Consider the following 22,974-nt stretch of genomic DNA (forward strand, 5'->3'; position numbering starts at 1 on the left):
TTCACCGGGGCAGTTAGTCGCGAGACGCGCTGCAGCAATAAGAGATCCGCAGCTGCGCGAGAAAACATGGCAGCTTAAAGAGAAACCCGCTGCAGCAAAGAGATAAACACTGTAAACAAGGGCGATCCGTCTCGCCCTTGTTTTATATTTGAGAGGGGAACGTAACATGCGTATGACGGCCAGGAAATGGTTCGCGCTAATCGGCATTCTCGCTATTTTAACGGTCTCCTATTTCTGGGGAGGAAGCGGTCACGGCGGGACGGGGAAAATGGCCGATCAAGCCGCCGATTCGCGCGAAGTTCGTGCACCTGCTGCGTCAACAACCGATTCGGGCGGAGCTCCTGCTAGGTCGGACGATTCCGTTTCGTCCACCGCGAATCAGTCGGATAATGCCGCTTCAAAACCGGATCAGCACGCCGTCGAACCGTCTTCGTCAGCACAGCAAGAGACTATGCCGGGAAGCGGAGACAACGGGAAGCAGCCAAGCGCGACTGGGGCGAAGCCGCCGGTAACGCAGGACGCAGCCAAAGGTGCGGCAGTCGGAACGGATCATTCAGCAACGAAAGGCAACTCGGATCCGGCCATGGACAGTTCGAACGCGAACAGCGGCACCAAACCAACCAGCGGCACCAAACCAACCGGCAGTTCGAAACCGCCCGAGGATTCAAAGTCAACCAACGGTTCGAAACCGTCTGGCGATTCAAAGCCAACGAGCGGTTCAACGCCGAATGGAAATTCGAAGCCCGGCAGTACCGACACGAACAAAGACCCGTATGAGACGACTCCCGTCCCGGCGGGCAAACCCAAGCCCGTCGAATGGCAGGACGCCAAGATCGAGAAGACGACGTTCACGGCTACCTTGTCCGTTACATGCTTAACCATCCTCGACCGCCTGGACCAATTCGACAAGGATAAGCTTGAGGTGCTGCCGGATAACGGCGTCATCTATGCAGCGAAGAAGGTTGAGTTCCATGAAGGCGAATCCGTCTTCGACGTTCTCCTCCGAGAGATGAAGAAGAATAAGATTCCGATGGAATTCGAGATGACGCCGATCTACAACAGCAACTATATCGAAGGCATCGACAACATCTACGAATTCGACTGCGGCGAGCTGAGCGGCTGGATGTACAAGGTGAACGACTGGTTCCCGAATTACGGCAGCAGCCGGTACAAGCTGAAGGACGGAGATGTCGTCGACTGGGTATATACATGCGACCTGGGACGCGATGTCGGCGCGGAACCATCGGCTGGAGATGCGGGGACCGACCGATGAGACGGAGCGCATTCGCCGCTTATCATCCGTTCGTCAATTTCGTCTATTTCGCGGCGGTGCTGGCATTCTGCATGCTGTGGATGCATCCGGTCTTTCAAGCGATCTCGCTGCTTGGCGCCGTCGTCAATGCCGTCTTGCTGAACGGCAGGCGCGCCATCCGTTTCCAGCTGCGTTTCATGCTGCCGCTCTTCGTGATCATGGCGGCCGCGAATCCCATGTTCAGTCATGCGGGCGTCACGATTCTGTTCTACATGAAGGACGGGAACCCCGTCACGCTGGAATCGATTCTGTACGGCGCTGCCGCATCGGCGATGTACGTGACCGTGATCGTCTGGTTCTCCTGCTATAACGCGGTGATGACGTCGGATAAATTCATGTATTTGTTCGGACGAATCATGCCCGCGCTGTCGCTGATCTTCGCTATGGTGCTGAGGTTCGTCCCGCGATATATGCATCAGCTCAAGGTCATCTCCGATGCCCAAGCCTGCATCGGCAGGGACTATCGGCAGGGCGGCTGGATTCGCAGAGCCCGCAACGGCATCCGGATGCTGTCGATCATGACGACTTGGGCGCTGGAGAATGCGATCGAGACGGCCGATTCCATGAAATCGCGCGGGTACGGTCTCCCGAACCGAACAAGCTTCTCGATCTTCCGCTTTGACCGGCGGGATCGCAGGCTGTCTGCCTGCATGGCCGGCTTGCTTCTCGTTCTCGTGCTCGGGGCCGCTTCGGGCGCCAACGCGATCCGATATTTTCCGTCCGTGCACGTACAGGCCATGACGGCGTTCAGCGTTCTTGTCTACGCGGCGTACCTGACGCTTTGTTTGCTGCCGGCACTGATTCAGACCTGGGAGGATTGGAAATGGAAATCTATACGATCAAGGAATTGAACTTCGCCTTCCCCGGTCAAGACAAGGCCGCATTAGCGAATATTAACCTGACCATCGAGGAAGGCGAGTTCGTTGCGATATGCGGTCAGTCGGGCTGCGGCAAAAGCACGCTGCTTCGGCAGCTCAAGACCATCCTTACGCCGCATGGCAGACGGAGCGGTACGGTAGCGTATCGCGGATTGCCGCTTGAGGAGGCCGATCGGCGCACGCAGGCCGCGGACATCGGTTTTGTTCTTCAGCAGCCGGATAATGGCATCGTAACGGATAAAGTATGGCATGAGCTGGCTTTCGGCTTGGAGAGTCTGGGCTGCGATCAACGGACGATTCGGCTGCGCGTCGCGGAGACGGCAAGCTTCTTCGGCATTCAAAATTGGTTTCACAAACCCGTGTCGGAGCTGTCAGGGGGACAGAAGCAGCTGCTGAATCTCGCTTCCGTCATGGCGATGCAGCCATCCGTGCTGATCCTCGACGAGCCGACCTCGCAGCTGGATCCGATCGCGGCGGCAGACTTTCTCGCGTCCGTCGGCAAAATCAATCGCGAGCTCGGAACGACGGTCATTCTGACGGAGCATCGGCTGGAAGAAGCGCTGCCGCTAGCCGATCGGGTAATCGTGCTCGACCAAGGAACGATGATCGTGAACGATTCGCCGCGGGAAGCAAGCGCGAAGCTGGCTGCGATGCAGCATGCGATGATCGCCGCCATGCCCACGCCGGTTCAAGTGTATTCGGCCGTAGAACGGGGAGGCGAGCGGCAGGTGCCGATTCCCTTGACGGTCAAGGAAGGCAGGCAGTGGCTCGATCGAATGAAGGGAGATTCCGTAGGCGGTCTAATGATGGAATCGGACGAGAGGGATGGATCCGTTCTTGACCCGTATGCTTCTAACTTCGCTACCGGAAGCGCGAGGCGGGCTGCCATCTGGAATTCGATCTTGAACCGGAAGTCCGATGCCGCTAAAGCCGATTCAGCAGCCGTAGCCTTCCGGGACGTTTGGTTCAAATACGAGCGGGAAGGTCCGGACGTGATCAAGGATTTGTCGTTCGAAGTAAAAAAAGGGCAATTCTGCTGCATCGTCGGCGGGAACGGGACGGGAAAATCCACCGCGCTGTCGCTGATCAGCGGGTTATTGCAGCCCTATCGCGGAAAAGTGACGATCAATGGCCGCAATCCGGCCGCGGCGCGGGCAAGCGAGCTGTTTACGAACGGCCTCGGCGTGCTTCCGCAAAATCCGCAGTCGCTATTCGTGAAGAAGACGGTCGGCCTCGATCTGCGGGAGATGCTGTCCGATACGAAGCTGACAACAGAGCACAAGCGAGCGAAGCTGGATGCCGTCATCCGTTTCGCCGAACTCGAGTCCCTGCTCGGCAAGCACCCGTATGATCTAAGCGGAGGCGAGCAGCAGCGGGCCGCGCTGGCCAAAGTACTGCTGCTCGAGCCGCGGATTCTGCTGCTGGACGAGCCGACGAAAGGGCTGGACGGGTTTTTCAAAGCAAAGCTGGGCCGGTATCTCGAGCGGTTGAACGCGGACGGCGTCACGATTCTCTTAGTCTCGCATGACATCGAGTTCTGCGCGAGGTACGGGCAGATCGGCGCGATGTTCTTCGATGGCGCCATCATTTCTTCGGATTACGTCAAGCCATTCTTTGCGGGCAACGGCTTCTATACGACGGCAGCCAACCGCATGGCACGGCACCGTTGGCCGAACGCCGTAACGGCAGAGGATGTGATCGCGCGATGCAGCAGCAAGAGCCGTTAATCCGGCGAAGATTATCAAGGCGGACGCCCGTCGCAGCCGCGCTCGTTCTCATCGTCATTCCGGCTACGATTCTGTTTGGCTTATTCGTGCTGGACGACCGCAAATATATGTTCGTCAGCGTTCTGATCGTCTTGTACGCGATGATCCCGTTCGCGATGATCTTCGAGCGCCGCAAGCCCCAGGGAAGAGAGATCATCGTGATCGCGGTGCTTGCCGCTATTGCCGTAGCGGGCAGATCCGCTTTCTTCATGCTGCCGGAATTCAAACCGGTCGTCGCCATCGTGATTATCGCGGGCGTATGCTTCGGGGGCGAAGCGGGCTTCATGGTCGGGGCAACGGCGGGCTTCGTCTCGAACTTCTTCTTCGGGCAAGGCCCTTGGACGCCCTGGCAGATGTTCTGCTTTGGACTCATCGGTTTCATCGCCGGAAATCTCTACCGTGCGGGCTGGCTGAGAAGGAGCCGATGGTCGTTATGCATCTTCGGCGGGTTATCGACGCTTATCGTATACGGCGGGATCATGAACCTTGCCTCCGTCATGATGTTCGCCGCCAAGCCCAGCCGGGAAGCCATACTGGCTTCTTATGTTTCCGGCTTCTGGTTCGATTTGGTTCATGCGGCCGCGACCGTTCTATTTCTCTTCTTCCTTGCAAGACCGATGCTGGAGAAGCTGGACCGAATTAAGCTGAAATACGGCATGATGGAGTGAGAATGAAAGCTTAGGCGGCGGCAGACAGACAGACAGCAGAAAGACAGCAGGCAGACAACAGGCAGACAGCAGACAGACAGCAAGCAGACAGCAGACTGGCCGCGGTCGGCTGCGGTAGGCAGTTACGCGTGCAGCGTCTTGAAATAACGATACACCTTCTCCAGTTTCTTGCCCTGCATCCCGTTCGGCTGTTCCATTCACCCGAATTCGAAGAACTTCACCTTCTTGATGCCGACGAATCGAAACAATGCTTTGCGCATCAGCGCTTTATGCGCGTTATTCAGCAGGAACAGCGGGTAGAGCGCCGGGCCTTTCATGGTGGACACGCAGACGACGGATTTGTTTTTCAGCAATCCTTCCGGCAGCAGGCCGCCGTTGTCCCGATATGCGAAGCCGGAGGCAAACATTTGGTCGATATACCCAAGGAGCATCGCGGGCGGTCTGCCCCACCAAATGGGGTAGACGAGGACGATCTTGTCGGCCCAGAGCAGTTGTTCCCGGTAGACGGCCAACGCCGGATCGCTGTGCATATCCCTTCTGCGTTTATCCGAATTGAACACGAGCACGGGATTGAAATCCGCCTCGTACAGATCGAGCACCTTCACTTCCGTGACGGCGTCATTCTCGCCGCTGCCCCGAATGACCTGCTGCAGGAAGGCATAGCTTAAGCTCTGGTGATTCGGATGGGTATAAATAATGAGCATGTTCATCGTGTTTAACCACCTTTTAGTTATCATTTGACAATCACTTGACCATGAAACCGTACCATGAGGATAAGTTAGTTGTCAAATGATAATTATTAAAAGATAATTGTTAAATGATAAATAGTTTGTTATCGTATCGGGTAAGAGGTGGTTAGCGGCATGGACAACAAAGAACTTTTCCATCAGGCGGTTTCTTTCATAACAGCCGTTCATCAGGTAACGTTCGACATGACGAAGGATTTTGAGCTCGGGGACATCACGCCGGTCCAGTACGGCATGCTGGAATATATCGCGGTATCCCAGCCGGTGACGCTCAGCGAGATCAGCGAATGCAAGCATATTTCGATGCCGAACACGAGCCGGGAGCTGAAGAAGCTGACCGATCGAGGGCTGTGCGAGAAATTCGATGCCCCCGAAGACAAGCGCAAGCAGTACATCCGGTTGTCCGCAGTCGGACAGTCCTTCATGAACGCGGCGTTCGCGCATATGGAAAAGGAGTTCCAGTATCGGCTTCGGCATTCGACGGAGGCGGATTTGAAGCGAATCGCGGAGGCCATGCAAGTGCTGCAGGAGAGCTTGTTTCAAGAGGGGTTCAAATCAGGCGGAGCATGAATTCGCGGATAACGAAGATCGGCCCGTACCCGGGGTCGCCAGGAGGAATATACGATGGCTAACCAAGAAAGAATCATCCCTTCCGCCGCTTCGATCGCGCCATGGCTTTCGGTGAGCAGCGCGGCGAAGGCGCTCGAATTTTACAAGGCCGCCTTCGGAGCGGCCGAGTTGTACCGGCTGGAGGAAGAAGAAGGACGGCCCCTCATAGCCGAGCTCGCCGTCGGGGGAGCAAGCTTCTGGGTTCAGGAAGATTCAGAATCGCGAGGGGCAGGGGGAAGCGGCGGCGGTCCGGTCCGCATGATTCTGACCGTGAACGACCCGGACGGCATGCATCGGCAGGCTCTCATGGCGGGAGCGAACGAAATCATGCCCGTCGGGGAAGGCCATGGCTGGCGCATCGGACGAATCGCCGACCCTTTCGGTTATCATTGGGAGATCGGCTGCAGGCTCGAGTAGTCGAACAGAATAGGAGAGATGCGCATGACCCAAGTCCAAGCCGTCATATTCGACATGGATGGAACGCTGTTTCAAACGGACAAAATTTTGGAATTGGCACTCGACGATACGTTCGCTTTTTTGAGATCCGAACATGGCTGGTCAGGGGAAACGCCCATTCATACGTATCGCAAGATCATGGGCGTGACGCTGCAAGTCGTCTGGGAAACGTTATTGCCGGGCCGATCGGACGAGCTGCGGAACATTGCCAACGAATTCTTTCACGCGAAATTAATCGCTAACATTCGAAGCGGGAACGGTGCGCTGTATCCGCATGTCTACGAGGTTCTGGATGGCTTGAAGCAAGCCGGCCGCCGCATCTTCATCGCAAGCAACGGGCGGCTCGACTATCTGAGCGCTATCGTCGGCTATTACGGCTTAGAGCGATGGCTAACGGAAACCTTCAGCATTCAGCAGATCGATTCGCAAGACAAGACGGATCTGGTTCGGCATATTATGAACAAATACGGCATCGTCCAAGCCGCTGTCGTCGGCGACAGGCTCTCGGATATCCGGGCCGCCAAGAACAACGGTTTGACGGCTGTCGGCTGCCGGTTTGATTTCGCCCAAGAAGATGAATTGGCGCAAGCGGATGCCGTAATCGACGACTTGCTGGAGCTGAACACGGTATTCAATCTTCGCTAATGGCAGGTTAGATGGTACGCAAGAGCCGCAAGTTGCAACGAAGGGCAGCGATACGCTATAATGGCGCTATTCAGCTTCGTTACATGAAGGAGAGCTAACGATGACAGCCATCTTGTCGAGGCAACTTCATCATCACAAGCAGCGTTAGCACGCCTGTATATTGACAGGGCGGGCTAACGCATCTCGCGTTGGCCTCCCTGCGGCATACGAACGCGCAGGACCTCGAGGTCCTGCGCGTTTTTTATATTTTAAAGGCCGATCAAACCTCGGAAGGGAAATGATGCACATGCAAAATGTCAAAGGGACGTTCGACTACTTCGGTCCGGAGCAGGCGGTCCGCAAGCAGGTTCAGACGACGCTGCAGGAGGTATTCGAGCTGTATGATTTCGACAGCTTGGATTCCACGATCTTGAACGAGCTCGAGCTGTTGACCTCCAAGTACGCGGGCGGCGACGAGATATTGAAGGAAATGTATCAATTGACCGATCAAGGCCGGCGGAAGCTCGGACTGCGCTACGATCTGACCATTCCTTTTGCCAAGATCATTGCCCTGAATCCGGGCATCGAGCTGCCGTTCAGGCGCTACGAGATCGGCAAAGTGTTCCGGGACGGCCCCGTCAAACGGGGCAGGCTTCGCGAATTCCTGCAGTGCGACGCCGATGTCGTCGGCATTGCAGGACCGGAAGCGGAAGCGGAGCTGATGCAGCTGGCCGTAGAAGTCTTCGGACGATTGGCTGTCCCCGTCACGCTGAAATGGAACAACCGCCGTTTTCTCGGCGAGCTGCTCGAAGCGATCGGCGTTCCGGCCGATTTGAAGCTCACCGTCATGCTGACGCTCGATAAAATCGAGAAAATCGGCTGCGCGAACGTGCGAAGAGAACTGCTTGACAAAGGATTGCCCGCCGAGGCGGCGAGCGAATTGATCACGCTCGTCGAACGGGATGATCCCACATTCGAAGCCATCGCGATTCAATACGGACTGCGCGGCGCGCCCGGTGCGCTTGAGGTCATCGCGCTTCAGGAACTGATTCGAACCTTGGGTCTGGATGATATCTGCAGATTCGATCCCTTCTTGTCCCGCGGCTTGTCCTTCTATACGGGTACCGTGTACGAGATCTTCGATGCGACGGGCGTCTTTGCCTCGAGCCTGGGCGGGGGCGGTCGATACGACGATATCATTGGGCAGCTGGTCGGCAGAGAAGATCTTCGTTATCCGACGGTCGGGCTATCATTCGGCATGGAGTCCATCATGGAGCTGCTTGGCGATCGATCCCGGCCTGCCGCGAATCCGACTGCCATGATCATCCCGATCGGGGATACCGTCGGAGAGGTACTTCGAGCCGCATCCGCGCTTCGAAGTCAGGGTATCCGCATCCGAGTGGACATGTCGAAGCGCAAGCTGCGAAAATCGTTGGCGAGCGCCTCATCCAAAGGTATCCGCTACGTCCTATTAATCGGCGAAACCGAAGCTGCGGCGAATAATCTTTTGCTGAAGGACATGGAGGAGCAGACGGAAACCGTGGTCGGAATCGATGAAGCTGTTGCCTTGTTGAAGCGGGAGCGTTGAGCAACAATTCAATCTCCCCATGCGTCTGTAGGACAAAGAAACACGGGGGTGGGCTGCATGGCAAGATCGATCGTAAAGCGATTCCTGCTTAGTTTGCTGATCCTGGCAATCTCGGGCTGCGGGTCGCGGGTCGAGTCGAACAATGACGGTGCCGATAACCCTTCGCATTCAAAACGCGGTACCGGGAGCAGCGCAGGAATAGGAGAAATCGCGCCCATGATCGAAGGAACTGGAACGATTGATGCGTCGTCGGCCCCAGGCGAGGTTCGGAGTTTCCTCGAGGAGCATCAGCTTGCCAATGGCGATATTTACCTGAAAGACGGCAAGATTTATATCAATCTTGTTGAATTAAACGATGAAACGAGCCGTTTGCTGGCGGACCGATATAAGGCCGGTACGTACGCGCTCGTTCATGTCGCCCATTCGATCGAGGAATTGGAAGCTGCGCAGCAGTCGCTGACGGACAATGACCTGTACGACGAACTGAATATGTACGCTTCCTCGCTGGACGTCACCAAGAACAAAATCGTCATCACGATGCCGGAATCGAGCGAGGCGCATGCGAAGCCCGAGATCGAGAAGCTTATCGATCCCGACCTGCTTGCCTACGATATCCAACTCATGAGCGAGAAGCCGGAATACATGGGAACGATCGTCAAGCTCGACGCCTACGCGCACCGCATACTGCTGTTGGTCGATGGGGAAGAGGAACCGAGTATTTTCTTCGGCTTCGACGAACATTCCGAGATGGCGACTGCCGACGGTTCGCCGATAACCTTTGACGATCTTAAGGTTCAGCAGGAAGTTCGCGTATGGTCTACGGGCATGATCAATGATTCCTTGCCGGCCCAAGCAACGGCCAAGAAATTGGAACTGGTCGTTCCGAAAGCGTAAAGTTGCCGTACGAAGAAAGAGACTCATCCTCGGCGTCGCGAAGTCGGCTTTGGCGAAACCCGGAATGACGTATGCCGCTATCGGTAAACAATAACGGGAACCAAGTTATAGTTTCGGAGTACATTGAAACGAAAAGCGTCAATAATCGTTATATAGAATAAAATGAAACCACGGAGGTAGATCGGATGGATATTTTGAAAGGGATCGGGAAATTGGCGGGCGATGTGACGGGTAAAGTGCTGGGAGGTACGGTGCGCGTTGCCGGAGAGCTGGTTCACAGCGATTACATCAAAGAAATCGGCAATGACGTCGAACGAGTAACGGCGAAGACAGGCGAAATCGCAGGCCAGGCGGCGAGCGGCGTATGGGATGTCGGCGCGGGCTTGGTTACGTCGGATAAGCATCAAGCCAAGAGCGGATTGAATGAGCTTGGAGACGTGGTCACGACAACGGTGAAAAGTGCCGGCCAAGGCATCGAATACGTGGTTAACAGCGGAGCCGATTTGGTAACGGGAATCAAGGAACGCGACACGGAACTCATGAAAGACAGCGCCAAGAAGCTGGGGAGAGCGGCTGCGGTCACGATCCTCGCCGTCGGCGTCGTGGATCTTGTCGATGGTCCTGACGGCGCGGATCCGTCAGGCACAGTCTAGAGACACGCTGTGGAACGAACATTGTTGAGCAGATAGTCGCTCATGTGCTGAGGCAGCCAATTCGAGTTGGCTGCCTTTTCTGCGCGAATGAACATCATCCCCCTGTATCCCTAGCACCCATTAATTTTAGAAAATACTGGAACTTTACGCCGTGCCGTGCGTCTAATATTCATGCAGCAGCCTAAATAATGGAGGAGGAGCCGCATGAATAAACGCGTCCTCTATTTCCTGTGTGTCGTGATCGCGTGTTTGATGGCCGCGGGGTGCAAGAAACAGTTACCCGATGAGCCGGTACGACCTACAATAAAGTGGGGAAAACAGGCCGTTACCTATCTCGATGGTCAATCTTGTTGGTACGGCACGAACGAAGAGGAAGGCATATGCGACGATCCTCAGAGTCCGGCTGCTTTCCAGCAGAGCATCAACGCGCAAGCGATTGTCGCAGAAACAGGCGGCATCATCCGAATTACGTTTCCGATCAAGCCGGATGTCTTTACGTTAACGCTTGCTCGGACAGATCGCAGCGAGGAACAGGTAGGCGAGCCCAATCAAAGCCGTTTCCGGCTTCCTCTAAAACCCGGTTATTACAGCTATCGTCTGTCGGCAGTTTGGGACAAGAAAAACACGGCTTCGTATCACTTCGGGATTCATATTAAAGAATAACGGACATGCGGCCGATATCACGACGAATGTAGGCAAGCCACTGGAGGAACGTGAAGATGAGACCGAAATTAGTCTTGATCGAAGGACTGCCGGGGTCGGGGAAAACGACAACCGCTCGATTGGTTCATGAAATTCTTGCGGAAATGAACGTGGCGGCTCAACTGTTCGAAGAAGGGAATCTGGATCACCCTGCCGATTATGACGGCGTGGCCGTATTTACGAACGAGGAATGGCATGCGTTGTTGACTGGCCATGAAGCGTTCAAAGAGGTGTTGGCTCGCCGTGTCGTTAATGACGTTAATCATTATTTCCTCGAATATCGAAAGATGTTCAATGAGCATGGCTTCCATTTCCCCGATGAATTGGTGCATGCCATTTTCAAACACGATGTCTATGAATTGCCGCTCGGTCAGAATCGAAAACAGATCACGGAACGATGGAAGACGTTTGCGGAGAGCGCTTCGCAGGGCTCGGAAACGTACATATTCGAGTGCTGTTTCATCCAGAACCCCGTAACGATGGGGATGATAAAGTTCGGGGCGCCTAGCGAAGACGTAATCGGTTATGTCGCTGAATTGGCTGCTATCGTGGAGCGGCTTAATCCCGTATTGATCTACGTCGACCAGGACGACCTGGATTATTCCTTCAGGAAGGCGGTAGACGAACGTCCAGCGGAATGGTCAACGGGATTCATCGATTACTATACCTTGCAAGGCTATGGACAAGCGCAGGGATACACGGGGTTAGAAGGAACGGTGGAGGTCCTGAAAGCAAGGAGCGAGCTGGAGGACACGATATTTAATGATATTAATATTGCAAAAATAAGAGTGATTAACTCCCTGAATGACAGACAGGCGTATAAGCAGGTTTTAGTGGAGTTGTTAGCCGAGTACTTCAAATGATCCGCAGGACAACGCAGGAAATCTGCGGTCTATCCGATCCTGCGCCTCTATGTGATGGAAGGCAATGATGCGGAGTCCGTCTATCTGAATCTTGGATTCGCGCCGGGCGCGCAGGAGATCCAAACGATGTATCTGCATAGGAATGAATAGACTTGGCAGGATGCTTTGATTAACGGGGGAGATGGAACTGTGGCAGATCATGGGAAATTGGAATATCCTCCATTAGAAACCGAGCGGCTAGAGCTGCGCATTCTGACGCTGCAAGACGCCGAAGCGGTGTTTCAACATTTTGCGGATGAGAAGATTACGCGTTATATGGATATCGAGCCCTGCGCGGACGTGAAGGAAGCGGAAGAGATCATTCGATTTCATCTCGAGGATTCGGGCTGCCGGTGGGGGTTGTACGACAAGATGAACGATGATTTCGTCGGCACATGCGGCTTTCACTGTTTGAGAAACACGAAGGATGACTTTGTTGCAGAGATCGGGTTCGACTTGTCCGCAGCCTATTGGGGAAAGGGCCTTATGAGAGAGGGATTACAAGAAATCATCGGATATGGATTCTCCACGATGGGATTGACCATGATTGATGCGACGGTGCAGCCTGAGAACGCGAGGTCCATTCAACTGCTGAATAAAGTAGGGTTTACGCAAACAGGAGAGCTCCGGGACCAATTGCTCGAATTCTATTTGAAGCCGCCGATAGAAGGGACTTTATGAAAAGAGGACAAACAAAAACCCGTTCTCGAGGCTGTCCAGCCTGGGAACGGGTTATTTTTGCAGAGACCTAAAAATGTCATGGATACATAATAGATTACAAAAAAATTGAACATAAGTCTATACCTTTTTTGGCATCGATTGTATCTTTAGGATGCGACCGCGGCGCAATAACGAATAGGGAGTTGTAACATGGAGCTGAATTGCAGGGAAGCTAACATGGAGCAGGGGATGGAACGCAAGCCGGCGCTTTCCCTCCGGAAAATCACGCTGGACAACCGGCGGGCCATATTTAACCTGGAAGTATCCGAGGATCAGCGCCGCTTCGTCGCTTCCAACCTCTCAAGCGTCGCGTCCTGCTATGTCCTTGCAACCAATGGAGGCCATCCGTTTCCGTTTGCCATCTACGCGGACGAACTGCCGGTCGGATTCGTGATGATTACGTATCGCATCACCGGTTACGAGCTCCCCGCGATCGCGGAAGGCAGCTATTGCATTCTTCGACTGATGATCGACAAGCAGTACCAGTACAGGGGCTATGGCCGGGAAGCGATGAAAGAAATCCTGGCCTTTATCCGAACGTTCCCGGCCGGGCCGGCGGAGTACTGCTGGATTCCTTATAAATCCGAGAATGCGCCCGCCGCAAAGCTATATGAAAGCTTTGGCTTCCGCGATAACGGCGAAATCTGCGAGAATGAGCAAACAACCGTATTACGGCTTTGAGCAATCGTTTATCCTGGAATTCCAGGCCTCACGCTATAAATCTAAGCCATCGGTATCGGATTAGGGTAAACGCAGCCTCCAAAATGTGCTATAATAAGTGCGCAAAATCAATGTTTTGCGCACTTTCGATTCTAGTCGATTATATTCGTGCGGCATGGGCTGGATTTCGACATATTACGCGCGAGGTGGGGACGTTTTTGGCGAGACATCATGAGCTGGACGAAGTGTACGGCGAACAGACGCATGCCTTTCGGATATGGATGAAGCAAGCCGGTTATACGGACTCGACGCAAAAGGAATATCAGCGTGAAGTTTACGGTTATCTGCATGCATTGGATGGACTGGCAGTCGACAAAGCCGCGAAGATGAACGTGATCGCCCATCTCGTCTCCAAGCAGCAGGCCGCGGGAGACCGGGCGAGAAACCGGACGTTGTCCGCGATCCGCGCCTTCTATATCGCGTTGATCGATTTCGAGCTTGCCCAGCGCAACCCTGCGCTCGAGGTGAAGAAATCGAAGACGGAGAAAAACAAGAAGCCGGTTTACCTGGAGGAAGAGGAGCTTGTCGAAAGCTTCTCTTACATCGATGGACGCTACCGCAGCCGGAATATGGCGATCTTCCTGCTGATGAGCTATTGCGGCCTGCGGGTCGGCGAAGTCCATCGGCTTAACCTGGGCGACTTCAAGCGAGCGAAAGGGATGATCGAGGTGTTCGGCAAGGGGCGGAAATGGAACGAAATTCCGGTTCCCGATGCCTTGCTGACCGTGCTGTCAGACGTCGAGCAGGAGAGAATCACGCCGTATCGCGAGAAGGAAGACGCCTTCTTCGTCTCTCAGAAGGGCAGGCGGCTGTCGATTCGGCAGATCCAGAAGATTGCCGCGGAGACGTTCGAGGCGTTCAAGAAACAGAACCCGAAGGTCATGGACATGAAGCTGTCCTGCCACAAGCTCCGGCATACCTTTGCAACGATGCTGCTGAAGAACGGCGTGGACATCCGGGTCGTGAAGGAATTGATGGGTCATGCCTCGATCGAAACGACGATGATCTATACGCATGTCAACGACAGTCAGAAGAAGCAGGCGATGTCGACGATCCGCATTCCATCGCAGGCCATTATCTAGCGAGGGGAAGCAGCTAATCCCTCAATCCTCTTAATGCTTTACAAGCAGCATGGCGATTGTGTAAAATGAATAGGAACTTTTCATAGGAATACCCCGGTGGAGCCTGTCAACGATGGGCTCTTTTTGTCTTTTTTCGGGGAATGATAGACGTAAAGCATAATGGGGAGGTCATCACGGCAGTGGAACAGCAAGCGATTTGGGCCATTATTATCTTCTTGGCGGCCTATGCACTCATGATCTCGGAGAAGATTCATCGTACCATCGTGGCCATGATTGGCGGACTGCTCATCGTCGCAGTCGGGATCGTAGATCAACAAACGGCGATATCGCATATCGACTTCAATACGCTCGGCCTGCTAATCGGCATGATGATCGTCGTCTCCATCACGGCCGATACGGGTTTATTCGCATTCATTGCGGTATGGGCCGCCAAGCGGGCGAAGGGCAAGCCCGTCAGCATTATGATCTTGCTTGCGCTGATTACGGCGGTCGCATCGGCTTTCCTGGATAACGTGACGACGATTCTGCTGATGCTTCCTGTCACCTTCAGCATCACGAGGCAGCTGAGCGTCACTCCCGTGCCTTATTTAATGACGCAAATTATCGCTTCCAACGTCGGAGGCACGGCGACATTGATCGGCGATCCGCCGAATATCATGATCGGGAGCGCCGCGAAGGAGCTGACGTTCGCGGCCTTTATCGCCAATTTGGCGCCGATAGCCGCTATCGTCATGGCCGCTTACGTCCCGCTGTTCATCCTGCTGTTCAGAAAGCAGATTCAGACGACGCCGGAACGAACGCAAACGATCCTGGCGCTTTCTCTGAGCGGTCTAATTACGGATCGCAAGCTGCTAACAAAAAGTTTAATGGTGTTAACCGTAACGATGGCGGGCTTCTTCCTCCATCAGACGCTGCATCTGGAGTCGGCCGTCGTCGCATTGTCCGGCGCGTTCATCCTCCTGCTGCTGACCGGCGAACACCGAATGGAACAGGCGTTCAGCAAAGTGGAATGGACTACGATATTCTTCTTCGTCGGTCTGTTCGTACTCGTGTCCGGACTGGTGGAAACCGGCGTCATAGCCGATCTGGCGGCCAAAGCGATCGACCTTACCGGGGGCAATCCGGTCGCGTCCTCCATGTTGATTCTATGGCTGAGCGCCATCGCATCCGCCTTTATGGACAACATTCCGTTCGTGGCGACCATGATACCGCTGATCCAAGAGATGGGGAACATGGGCGTCCACGACTTGGAGCCGTTATGGTGGAGTCTCGCGCTCGGCGCTTGTCTCGGGGGCAACGGAACCTTGATCGGAGCCAGCGCGAATCTGGTCGCGGCCGGATTGGCCGGCAAGGAAGGCTACCCGATTCGTTTCATGGCTTACATGAAGATTGCGTTTCCGCTGATGCTGCTGTCGATCGTCTTGTCGACCGCGTACATCTATTTGCGCTATCTCATGTAAAGGACGAACGAAGGGGATGGCAGCCCCGCATTTGGCTAGGAACACCCGTTTGAATGCGCTGGTCATTCGATCGGGTGTTTTTGTCATGAACAGATCGTGATCGCGACAACCCGGCTTGGACGCGGAATCTCCTTCCGCGCGATCGAATAATGTAATAAGGGGACGCTTGAAGTCGGAGTGGGACAACGATTGACGGAAGGGCGGAATGTACCTTGGAGAACCCTGTTTATCGCCCGCGACACCATGTACGCTTCGTAACGGCAGCCGCTTTATTCGACGGTCACGATGCATCCATCAATATGATGAGACGGATTCTGCAGGCATCCGGCGTGGAGGTCATCCATCTGGGCCATAACCGTTCCGTCACGGATGTGGCGAGCGCGGCGATTCAGGAGGATGTCCAGGGAATCGCCATCAGCTCGTATCAAGGCGGACATCTCGAATATTTGACCTATCTGTACGATGTGCTGCAGCGGGAAGGCGCGGGACATATCCGGATTTTCGCCGGCGGAGGCGGGGTTATCATTCCTGCGGAAATCAAGGCGCTGCAGGATTACGGCATCGCCAAGATCTTCTCGCCTGACGATGGCCGGGCAACGGGGCTGCAGGGGATGATCAATCATATGATTCAAGCCTGCGATCATCGGACGCCGCGGCAAGCGGAGCAAGATCTGGCGGCATTGTCAGTTGGCAATCAAGGCGCCGTCGCCAGATTGATTTCCCTTGCCGAGGCGAACGCGTCGAAGGAACGACTGGAGGATGCCGAGTCAGCCGTGCTGAAACAGCTGCAGGCAGCTAGTTCGACGGTCCCCGTGCTGGGCATTACCGGTACCGGCGGTGCCGGCAAGAGCTCGCTGACCGATGAGCTGGTACGCCGTTATCTGGCTCATTTTCCCGGCCGGTCGATTGCCATCCTCGCGATCGATCCCACCAAATCGAAAACGGGCGGGGCGCTTCTCGGCGATCGCATTCGCATGAACGCGATTCAACATTCAAGCGTTTACATGCGAAGCATGGCGACCAGAGGCTCCGGATCCGAGATTAGCGAAGCCGTCCGAGACGCCATTACAATCGTCAAGCAGGCCGGGTATGATGGGGTCATCGTGGAAACGAGCGGGATCGGCCAGGGCGATGCGGCGATCGTCGATGTATGCGATATATCGATGTACGTCATGACCGCAGAATTCGGCGCCGCGACGCAGCTGGAGAAGATTGCGATGCTCGATTACGCGGATCTGATCGTCATCAACAAGTTCGAACGCCGAGGGTCGGAAGACGCGCTGCGGGACGTACGCAAGCAATATCAGCGAAGCAGGCAGCAATTCGGCGTCCCGGCCGACCAACTGCCGGTGTTCGGAACGACAGCCAATCAATTCAACGATAACGGAACGACCGTGCTCTTCCATCGGCTCATGAAACTCGTGGAGGAGAAGACCGGCGGAAGCTGGGCTGCGGGGCAGCCTGCGGTAGGGTTGACGTCGGGAAACGATAGCGCGGCGCGGTATGCGGGCATCATTCCATCCGATCGCATCGGCTATCTGGGCGAAATCATTCAGACCGTACGGCGATACCGGTCTTTCGCGCGGGAACAGGCCGATGCCGCCCGCAAGATCGATCAGTTGAAGGGAACGAGGCAATTGATCGCTGCCGACGGCGGGCGGCTTCTCGCCGAGACGGACGCAATCGCTTTCGCGGCGAAGCTCGATACCATGATCGCGGATTACGGGAAGCGGCTCGATCCGGAGTGCCGGAAGCTGCTCGAGGAATGGCCGCTCATCCGGGAGGCTTACGGCAAGGATCAACTGACGGTCCGGCTCCATAAGCGTGAAACGATAACGGAATTGAAGAGAGAGTCCCTGTCAGGAACGCAAGTTCCGCGCGTCAGCCTGCCGAAATTCGAAGAAGCCGGGGAGCTTCTTCGCTGGCTGCTGAACGAGAATCTGCCCGGCTATTACCCCTATACCGCAGGGGTCTTTGCCTTCAAACGAACGGACGAAGCGCCGAAGCGTCAGTTCGCCGGCGAAGGAACGCCTGCCCGGACCAATCGCCGTTTTCACTATCTTAGCCGGAACGATACGGCCAAACGGCTGTCCGTCGCTTTCGACAGCGTGACGCTGTACGGCCAGGATCCGGGCGACCGTCCCGATCTGTATGGGAAGATCGGCAACAGCGGCGTCAACGTGTGCACCTTGGAAGACATGAAGGAACTCTTCGCCGGCTTCGACCTCTGTCATCCGACAGTCAGCGTATCGATGACCATTAACGGCCCGGCGCCGATTATTCTAGCCATGTTCATGCATGCGGCGATCGGCCAGCAGCTCGATCGGTTCGCGGCGATGCATGGACGACCGCCCGGGGACTCCGAATACGCGTCAATAAAAGCCATGGCGCTCCAATCCGTCCGCGGAACCGTGCAAGCGGATATTCTGAAGGAAGACCAAGGGCAGAATACATGCATTTTCGGCACGGAGTTCGCGCTGCGCATGATGGGGGACATCCAGCAGTATTTTATCGATCATCAGGTTCGCCACTATTATTCCGTCAGCATCAGCGGCTACCATATCGCGGAGGCGGGAGCCAATCCGGTCACCCAATTGGCGTTTACACTGGCGAACGGCTTCACCTACGTCGAATATTATTTGTCCCGCGGCATGCGAATCGACGATTTCGCTCCGAACCTGTCGTTCTTCTTCAGCAACGGCCTCGATCCGGAGTACGGCGTCATGGGGCGCGTGGCACGCCGTATATGGGCGATCGTGATGAAGCGCAAGTACGGGGCCAACGAACGGAGTCAGAAGCTCAAATACCATATTCAGACGTCGGGCCGATCGCTGCATGCCCAGGAAATGGACTTCAATGATATCCGCACGACGCTGCAGGCCTTAATGGCGATCTACGATAATTGCAATTCCCTGCATACGAACGCGTACGACGAGGCCGTCACGACGCCGACCGAGAGCTCGGTGCGCAGGGCGATGGCGATTCAGCTCATCATCGATCAGGAGTTCGGCTTCGCGAAGAACGAGAATCCGCTGCAAGGCTCGTTCATCGTGGAGGAGCTGACCGACCTCATGGAAGAGGCGGTGCTCCAAGAGCTGCAGCGATTGCACGACCGCGGCGGCGTCCTCGGCGCGATGGAAACCCGTTACCAGCGGGGCAAAATTCAAGACGAATCGCTGCATTACGAGCTGAAGAAGCATAGCGGCGAGCTGCCGATCGTCGGGGTGAATACGTTCTTGGATCCGACGCCGAGCGAGCGAACGGCGGATATGGAACTGGCCAGATCGACGGAGGAAGAAAAGCAGGAGCAGATTCGTCGGTTGCAGGCGTTCCGATTGAAGCATCAGGACGCGTGCGCGGACGCGCTCGAGCAATTGAAGCAGACGGCCCTGGCCGGCGGCAATCTGTTCGAAGCGTTGATGGAGGCGGTGACGTCGGCGACGCTCGGTCAGATCACGGATGCGCTCTACGACATCGGGGGGCAGTACCGGCGCAATATGTAGACATCCACGAGGAGGGTTGACATGAAACTGTACACGAAGACGGGAGACAGCGGTCAAACGAGCTTGGTTTACGGAAAACGGGTATCGAAGCATTCGCCGATGGTTCATGCATACGGAACCTGCGACGAAGCCAACTCGATGATCGGCTTGGCCATGTCGGCGCTGGGCCCGGGCGAAGAATGGACTTCGTTCCGGCAGGTGATGCATGTCGTGCAGACGAAGCTATTTCATGCCGGAGCGGAATTGGCGACGCCGCCGCTCATGAAGGTGGCATGGCCGCTGACGGAAGCGGACGTGAAGTTTCTGGAGGAGCACATCGACGAGATGGATGCCGCCCTGCCGCCGCTGACGCAATTCGTGCTGCCCGGCGGCCATCCGTGCGGAGCCGCGCTGCATGTGGCCCGGACGATCGTGCGCCGCGCGGAGCGAATGGCCGCTCAGGTGTGGAAGGAGGAGAACATCAATCCGCTCGTGCTCGCGTATCTGAACCGGTTGTCCGACCTCCTGTTCGTGGCCGCCCGCTATGTCAATCATCGGGAAGGATGTTCGGAGCCGGAGCTGCATCAGGACCGGACGTAATGCAATCGGCTTGCGGCATAGAGTCGATTGTTCCTTGGAATCCGCGAGAACGCGGATTCTTTTTGTTGGAGAACTGGTATACTGGCGGAAAGCACTTGACTCTGACATTGATGTCAGCCTTTATACTAAAGCAGTCAACAAGCCGCAAAGGAAGGATTCCCATGAAAATCGGCCAACTGGCCCAAGAGACCGGCGTGAGCGTTCGTTCACTCCGTTATTACGAACAGCAGGGCTTGATATCGCCGCTGCGCCAAGCGAACGGTTATCGGGACTATTCGCCGTTAACCGTTCATACCGTCGATACGATCAAGCTCTACCTGAACCTGGGACTGTCGACCGAGCAAATCGCGGGATTCCTGACCTGCGTCTTGCGGAACAAGGAAGCCTTCTGTACGGAGATTCTGCCGATCTACGAGCGGAAGCTTACGGAGATCGAAGCGCAAATTCAGCAGCTTAACCAGATCCGGGGCAATTTGCTGGATCGTATCGCGGCCGTTCAGTCGGAGCGGGCAGAGGAAGATACGAATAAGGAGTGAGATGGTATGGGAATTCAACATGTCGACAGCGCCGAGCAATTGGCGAATGTGACCCAAGAAGGAATCGTGCTGGTCAATTACGGGGCGACGCACTGCCCGCCTTGCAAGGCACTAGCGCCAATTCTGGAGGAACTGGAAGGCGAGATGTCCACGCAAGTTCGCTTTGCTTATGTCAATTGCGACCGGCTGCCGGATGCCGCAGCTTCGGCCGGCATTATGGGCACGCCGACGGTAATCGTCTACAAGAACGGCGAGCCGATGGACAAACTGGTCGGTCTGCGGCCCAAGCTGACGTACCGACTGGCGGCGGAGAAGCTGATCTAACGAAAGAATCGCCGAATCAGACCAATCTGAAGCGTGCAACGGCTTCATACATCGGCTGCTGATGCATGTGGGTGCGATACAGTACGATCTCATCGGCCGACCACTGGAACGGGCTCGTATGTATGCTCGGTTCATCCGTCCGAATAAGCTCCGGCAGTCGGAACCCTTCCTTCCCCACATAGGTGCGGGCGATGGTAAGGTGGGGGCTGTACGGGCGTTCTTCGGCCCGGAATCCGAGCGGCGCCGTTGCTTCGAGGATCAGTCGCTGCAGTCGGTGGAGCTGCTCCAGCGCGCCTTCGATACCAGCCCAGAGCACGCGCGGCTGCTCCGTCCTGCCGAAGATGCCCATGCCGCGCAGCGATAACCCGAATGGCTGAATGGCCATTGAACCGGCCGCCGCCGTCAATGCTGCCTTCAATTCCGGCAGCAGGATTGGATTCGTATCCCCGAGGAATTGAAGCGTTATATGCAGATCCGCTTCATTCGTCCATTTGCGGAAGGGAAGCTCCTCGCGAATGCGCGTGGACCATGCGCCGATCGCTCGTTTTATGCCGTCCGGAAGCGGGAGGGCTATAAACAAGCGATCGGTTTTCTTCGGTTGCGAATCATCGTGGATCAGTGCGGTCATCGTCCGTTTTCCTCCTTGCAGTTCAAGGTCGCGTGAAGCCCTGGTTAATTCTAAAGTTATGCTCGAATTAATCTAGGTGTATTCTAATTCATTTTAACCGAATCGGCGAACGAGCAGACGCTGACAGGTTACCAGAACGGGTTATTTCTCGCTGGCCGGCCATTGTCCCATACCTGATCCGCAAACCCGACATATGATGAAGCATTAATTTCGTCGGGGAGGCCTGGGGATGAAAGCGGTCGTTACGGGAGGAGCCGGGTTCATCGGTTCCCGGCTTGTGGATGCACTGATCGGGCACGGGGCGGAGGTTCACGTGCTCGATAATCTATCCACGGGCAATAGGGGCAGATTGCACGCGCAAGCCGTTCTGCATCAAGCGGATATCCGCGATCCGGAAGCCAAAGCGATCTTGGCCGGCATTCAACCGGATACGCTGTTTCATCTCGCGGCGCAAGCCGACGTACAGCGGTCCATTCAAGAGCCTGGCTGCGATGCCGGCATCAATATCGCGGGAACGGTTAATATGCTGGATGCATGCCGCGAATCGGGCGTCCGCAAATTCATTTTCGCTTCCACGTCGGCCGTGTACGGGAAACTCGAGCGGATGCCGCTCGCCGTGACGGATCCCGTGCAGCCGATATCGTATTACGGATTATCCAAATTAACGGCCGAGCACTATATCCGTCTGTACCATGCCTTCTATGGATTGAACTATACGATTCTGCGGTATGGCAACGTTTACGGCCCGGGGCAGACGGCCAAAGGGGAGGGCGGCGTCATCGCCATCTTCATGGAACGGCTCAAGAACAACCTAACGCTGCCCATAAACGGCGACGGCGAGCAAACGCGGGATTTCGTCTATGTCGACGATGTTGCGGCAGCCAATATTGCGGCCGTAAAGCTCGGAGACCGGGGGACGTATCATGTCAGCACGGGAAGCCGTACGTCGATCAACCATGTCGTTCGAGAGCTGCAGCGGATCAGGGGCGAAGCCGTTACCGTGCAGTATCGCGATGCCAAGGAAGGAGATATCCGCGACAGCTGCCTCGATAATCGCTTGACGACAGCCGAGCTGGCCTGGCAGCCGGCCGTACCGCTTGAAGAGGGGCTGCTTCTCACCTACAAGTCCTGGCAGCAGCAGACCTAGCGCATCGCTGGCTCAATAAGCCGTCAAATGAAACAGCCTTGTTCCCGGGCCGGGTATCGGACCTGCCGGAAACAAGGCTGTTTCGTTATTCCCCGTGCACCGTGCCCTGCAGCGAGTAGGGTCCATAAATGATGGCTCGCTGCTCCAGAGAGCGAACGGTCAAATAAAACAGCTCGTAGTCGCTTTGCGCGCGCAGCGATATCGTTTCTTTGAATCTGGCTTTGATCATGCAGCTCTCTTGCGTCCAATACACGACGGGACCGTCCTCCGTGCCGCGATGAACAAGCACTTCCATCTCGGCCAGATCCAAGTTCATCGGTTTGCCCCAGCCGATATCGATTTTGAGCGATATGCGGTCGCCCTTTTCTGTTTTCTGCATCAGGAGTCCCGTCAGCACGATCTCCTTCTCCTGAACCGGGAAGGGGGGAAACGTTCCCTCCTTCGCTTCGTTCTTGCCTGTATATTTAACGCTCATTC

General features: G+C 55.6%; 23 protein-coding genes and 1 pseudogene. 21 read left to right on the top strand and 3 right to left on the bottom strand.

Annotation, left to right across the window (positions count from 1 at the left end; translation table 11 throughout):
- Nucleotides 1-166: 166 nt before the first annotated feature.
- From GT003_RS04865 to GT003_RS04880, 4 genes are read left to right on the top strand one after another with little or no spacing between them, the layout of a single operon-like run.
- Nucleotides 167-1,273, top strand: coding sequence for a DUF4430 domain-containing protein (locus GT003_RS04865; RefSeq protein WP_239565605.1), 1,107 nt, complete (start codon nt 167-169; stop codon nt 1,271-1,273).
- A complete protein-coding gene (locus tag GT003_RS04870; RefSeq protein ID WP_161695013.1) occupies nt 1,270-2,163 on the top strand; it encodes an energy-coupling factor transporter transmembrane component T in 894 nt (297 codons plus the stop codon). Before GT003_RS04865 ends, GT003_RS04870 begins: the two co-directional genes overlap by 4 nt.
- A complete protein-coding gene (locus tag GT003_RS04875; protein ID WP_161695015.1) occupies nt 2,136-3,917 on the top strand; it encodes an ABC transporter ATP-binding protein in 1,782 nt (593 codons plus the stop codon). The genes GT003_RS04870 and GT003_RS04875 overlap by 28 nt, the downstream gene beginning before the upstream one ends.
- On the top strand, nt 3,896-4,624 hold the full coding sequence (locus GT003_RS04880; RefSeq protein ID WP_161695017.1) for an ECF transporter S component: 729 nt from the start codon (nt 3,896-3,898) through the stop codon (nt 4,622-4,624). Before GT003_RS04875 ends, GT003_RS04880 begins: the two co-directional genes overlap by 22 nt.
- A gap of 122 nt (nt 4,625-4,746) precedes the next feature.
- Here GT003_RS04880 and GT003_RS04885 read toward each other — a convergent pair.
- A pseudogene (locus GT003_RS04885) lies at nt 4,747-5,334 on the bottom strand (NAD(P)H-dependent oxidoreductase).
- 153 nt (nt 5,335-5,487) lie between these two features.
- Between GT003_RS04885 and GT003_RS04890 the strand changes: the two are divergent.
- The 16 genes from GT003_RS04890 to GT003_RS04965 all read left to right on the top strand — a co-directional run bounded on the left by GT003_RS04890 (nt 5,488) and on the right by GT003_RS04965 (nt 20,722).
- Nucleotides 5,488-5,940 carry a MarR family winged helix-turn-helix transcriptional regulator gene (locus tag GT003_RS04890; protein WP_161695020.1) on the top strand — a complete coding sequence of 151 codons (453 nt, stop codon included), beginning with the start codon at nt 5,488-5,490 and terminating at the stop codon, nt 5,938-5,940.
- 54 nt (nt 5,941-5,994) lie between these two features.
- Nucleotides 5,995-6,396 carry a VOC family protein gene (locus GT003_RS04895; protein WP_161695022.1) on the top strand — a complete coding sequence of 134 codons (402 nt, stop codon included), beginning with the start codon at nt 5,995-5,997 and terminating at the stop codon, nt 6,394-6,396.
- A gap of 24 nt (nt 6,397-6,420) precedes the next feature.
- Nucleotides 6,421-7,080 (top strand): HAD family hydrolase, encoded by a 660-nt coding sequence (locus GT003_RS04900; RefSeq protein ID WP_161695024.1) that lies wholly within the window; start codon nt 6,421-6,423, stop codon nt 7,078-7,080.
- 286 nt (nt 7,081-7,366) lie between these two features.
- Nucleotides 7,367-8,647, top strand: a complete 1,281-nt coding sequence (locus GT003_RS04905) for a histidine--tRNA ligase (RefSeq protein ID WP_161695026.1) — start codon at nt 7,367-7,369, stop codon at nt 8,645-8,647.
- A 57-nt stretch (nt 8,648-8,704) separates the two neighbouring features.
- Nucleotides 8,705-9,541 carry a DUF3221 domain-containing protein gene (locus GT003_RS04910; RefSeq protein WP_161695028.1) on the top strand — a complete coding sequence of 279 codons (837 nt, stop codon included), beginning with the start codon at nt 8,705-8,707 and terminating at the stop codon, nt 9,539-9,541.
- Between the two features lie 185 nt (nt 9,542-9,726).
- Nucleotides 9,727-10,194 (top strand): hypothetical protein, encoded by a 468-nt coding sequence (locus GT003_RS04915; protein WP_161695030.1) that lies wholly within the window; start codon nt 9,727-9,729, stop codon nt 10,192-10,194.
- Nucleotides 10,195-10,398: 204 nt separating this feature from the next.
- Nucleotides 10,399-10,857 carry a hypothetical protein gene (locus GT003_RS04920; RefSeq protein WP_161695032.1) on the top strand — a complete coding sequence of 153 codons (459 nt, stop codon included), beginning with the start codon at nt 10,399-10,401 and terminating at the stop codon, nt 10,855-10,857.
- A 56-nt stretch (nt 10,858-10,913) separates the two neighbouring features.
- Complete coding sequence (locus GT003_RS04925) at nt 10,914-11,759, top strand: P-loop NTPase family protein (protein ID WP_161695034.1); 846 nt, start codon at nt 10,914-10,916, stop codon at nt 11,757-11,759.
- Between the two features lie 189 nt (nt 11,760-11,948).
- Nucleotides 11,949-12,479, top strand: a complete 531-nt coding sequence (locus tag GT003_RS04930) for a GNAT family N-acetyltransferase (RefSeq protein WP_338045837.1) — start codon at nt 11,949-11,951, stop codon at nt 12,477-12,479.
- A gap of 189 nt (nt 12,480-12,668) precedes the next feature.
- On the top strand, nt 12,669-13,199 hold the full coding sequence (locus GT003_RS04935) for a GNAT family N-acetyltransferase (protein ID WP_239565604.1): 531 nt from the start codon (nt 12,669-12,671) through the stop codon (nt 13,197-13,199).
- A gap of 197 nt (nt 13,200-13,396) precedes the next feature.
- Nucleotides 13,397-14,320 (top strand): tyrosine-type recombinase/integrase, encoded by a 924-nt coding sequence (locus tag GT003_RS04940; protein ID WP_239565603.1) that lies wholly within the window; start codon nt 13,397-13,399, stop codon nt 14,318-14,320.
- A gap of 179 nt (nt 14,321-14,499) precedes the next feature.
- The gene (locus tag GT003_RS04945) at nt 14,500-15,780 is read left to right on the top strand and encodes a sodium:proton antiporter (RefSeq protein WP_161695038.1); all 1,281 of its coding nucleotides are present in this window, start codon (nt 14,500-14,502) and stop codon (nt 15,778-15,780) included.
- A gap of 212 nt (nt 15,781-15,992) precedes the next feature.
- The gene (gene icmF, locus GT003_RS04950) at nt 15,993-19,283 is read left to right on the top strand and encodes a fused isobutyryl-CoA mutase/GTPase IcmF (RefSeq protein WP_161695040.1); all 3,291 of its coding nucleotides are present in this window, start codon (nt 15,993-15,995) and stop codon (nt 19,281-19,283) included.
- Nucleotides 19,284-19,304: 21 nt separating this feature from the next.
- Nucleotides 19,305-19,862 (top strand): cob(I)yrinic acid a,c-diamide adenosyltransferase, encoded by a 558-nt coding sequence (locus GT003_RS04955; protein ID WP_161695042.1) that lies wholly within the window; start codon nt 19,305-19,307, stop codon nt 19,860-19,862.
- Between the two features lie 161 nt (nt 19,863-20,023).
- Nucleotides 20,024-20,398 (top strand): MerR family transcriptional regulator, encoded by a 375-nt coding sequence (locus tag GT003_RS04960; protein WP_161695044.1) that lies wholly within the window; start codon nt 20,024-20,026, stop codon nt 20,396-20,398.
- Nucleotides 20,399-20,404: 6 nt separating this feature from the next.
- Nucleotides 20,405-20,722, top strand: coding sequence for a thioredoxin family protein (locus GT003_RS04965; RefSeq protein WP_161695046.1), 318 nt, complete (start codon nt 20,405-20,407; stop codon nt 20,720-20,722).
- Between the two features lie 16 nt (nt 20,723-20,738).
- Here the strand turns inward: GT003_RS04965 and thpR are convergent, their stop codons facing one another.
- Complete coding sequence (gene thpR / locus GT003_RS04970) at nt 20,739-21,350, bottom strand: RNA 2',3'-cyclic phosphodiesterase (protein ID WP_161695048.1); 612 nt, start codon at nt 21,348-21,350, stop codon at nt 20,739-20,741.
- Between the two features lie 229 nt (nt 21,351-21,579).
- Between thpR and GT003_RS04975 the strand changes: the two genes are divergently transcribed.
- Complete coding sequence (locus GT003_RS04975; RefSeq protein ID WP_161695050.1) at nt 21,580-22,497, top strand: NAD-dependent epimerase/dehydratase family protein; 918 nt, start codon at nt 21,580-21,582, stop codon at nt 22,495-22,497.
- 85 nt (nt 22,498-22,582) lie between these two features.
- On the opposite strand, the gene GT003_RS04980 is transcribed toward GT003_RS04975, so the two are convergent.
- On the bottom strand, nt 22,583-22,972 hold the full coding sequence (locus tag GT003_RS04980; protein WP_161695052.1) for a hypothetical protein: 390 nt from the start codon (nt 22,970-22,972) through the stop codon (nt 22,583-22,585).
- Nucleotides 22,973-22,974: the final 2 nt, after the last annotated feature.

Source organism: Paenibacillus sacheonensis (genome assembly GCF_009909195.1).
GTDB classification, from domain to species: domain Bacteria; phylum Bacillota; class Bacilli; order Paenibacillales; family Paenibacillaceae; genus Paenibacillus_Z; species Paenibacillus_Z sacheonensis.

What these genes read in the sequence shown, in the direction of transcription:
- GT003_RS04865 (WP_239565605.1), top strand. Translation starts at nt 167, where the DNA reads ATGCGTATGACGGCCAGGAAATGGTTCGCGCTAATCGGCATTCTCGCT.
- GT003_RS04915 (WP_161695030.1), top strand. Translation starts at nt 9,727, where the DNA reads ATGGATATTTTGAAAGGGATCGGGAAATTGGCGGGCGATGTGACGGGT.
- GT003_RS04910 (WP_161695028.1), top strand. Translation starts at nt 8,705, where the DNA reads ATGGCAAGATCGATCGTAAAGCGATTCCTGCTTAGTTTGCTGATCCTG.
- GT003_RS04965 (WP_161695046.1), top strand. Translation starts at nt 20,405, where the DNA reads ATGGGAATTCAACATGTCGACAGCGCCGAGCAATTGGCGAATGTGACC.
- thpR (WP_161695048.1), bottom strand. Translation starts at nt 21,350, where the DNA reads ATGACCGCACTGATCCACGATGATTCGCAACCGAAGAAAACCGATCGC.
- GT003_RS04905 (WP_161695026.1), top strand. Translation starts at nt 7,367, where the DNA reads ATGCAAAATGTCAAAGGGACGTTCGACTACTTCGGTCCGGAGCAGGCG.
- GT003_RS04925 (WP_161695034.1), top strand. Translation starts at nt 10,914, where the DNA reads ATGAGACCGAAATTAGTCTTGATCGAAGGACTGCCGGGGTCGGGGAAA.
- GT003_RS04960 (WP_161695044.1), top strand. Translation starts at nt 20,024, where the DNA reads ATGAAAATCGGCCAACTGGCCCAAGAGACCGGCGTGAGCGTTCGTTCA.
- GT003_RS04880 (WP_161695017.1), top strand. Translation starts at nt 3,896, where the DNA reads ATGCAGCAGCAAGAGCCGTTAATCCGGCGAAGATTATCAAGGCGGACG.
- GT003_RS04955 (WP_161695042.1), top strand. Translation starts at nt 19,305, where the DNA reads ATGAAACTGTACACGAAGACGGGAGACAGCGGTCAAACGAGCTTGGTT.
- GT003_RS04980 (WP_161695052.1), bottom strand. Translation starts at nt 22,972, where the DNA reads ATGAGCGTTAAATATACAGGCAAGAACGAAGCGAAGGAGGGAACGTTT.
- GT003_RS04870 (WP_161695013.1), top strand. Translation starts at nt 1,270, where the DNA reads ATGAGACGGAGCGCATTCGCCGCTTATCATCCGTTCGTCAATTTCGTC.
- GT003_RS04935 (WP_239565604.1), top strand. Translation starts at nt 12,669, where the DNA reads ATGGAGCTGAATTGCAGGGAAGCTAACATGGAGCAGGGGATGGAACGC.
- GT003_RS04875 (WP_161695015.1), top strand. Translation starts at nt 2,136, where the DNA reads ATGGAAATCTATACGATCAAGGAATTGAACTTCGCCTTCCCCGGTCAA.
- GT003_RS04890 (WP_161695020.1), top strand. Translation starts at nt 5,488, where the DNA reads ATGGACAACAAAGAACTTTTCCATCAGGCGGTTTCTTTCATAACAGCC.
- GT003_RS04895 (WP_161695022.1), top strand. Translation starts at nt 5,995, where the DNA reads ATGGCTAACCAAGAAAGAATCATCCCTTCCGCCGCTTCGATCGCGCCA.
- GT003_RS04920 (WP_161695032.1), top strand. Translation starts at nt 10,399, where the DNA reads ATGAATAAACGCGTCCTCTATTTCCTGTGTGTCGTGATCGCGTGTTTG.
- GT003_RS04900 (WP_161695024.1), top strand. Translation starts at nt 6,421, where the DNA reads ATGACCCAAGTCCAAGCCGTCATATTCGACATGGATGGAACGCTGTTT.
- GT003_RS04975 (WP_161695050.1), top strand. Translation starts at nt 21,580, where the DNA reads ATGAAAGCGGTCGTTACGGGAGGAGCCGGGTTCATCGGTTCCCGGCTT.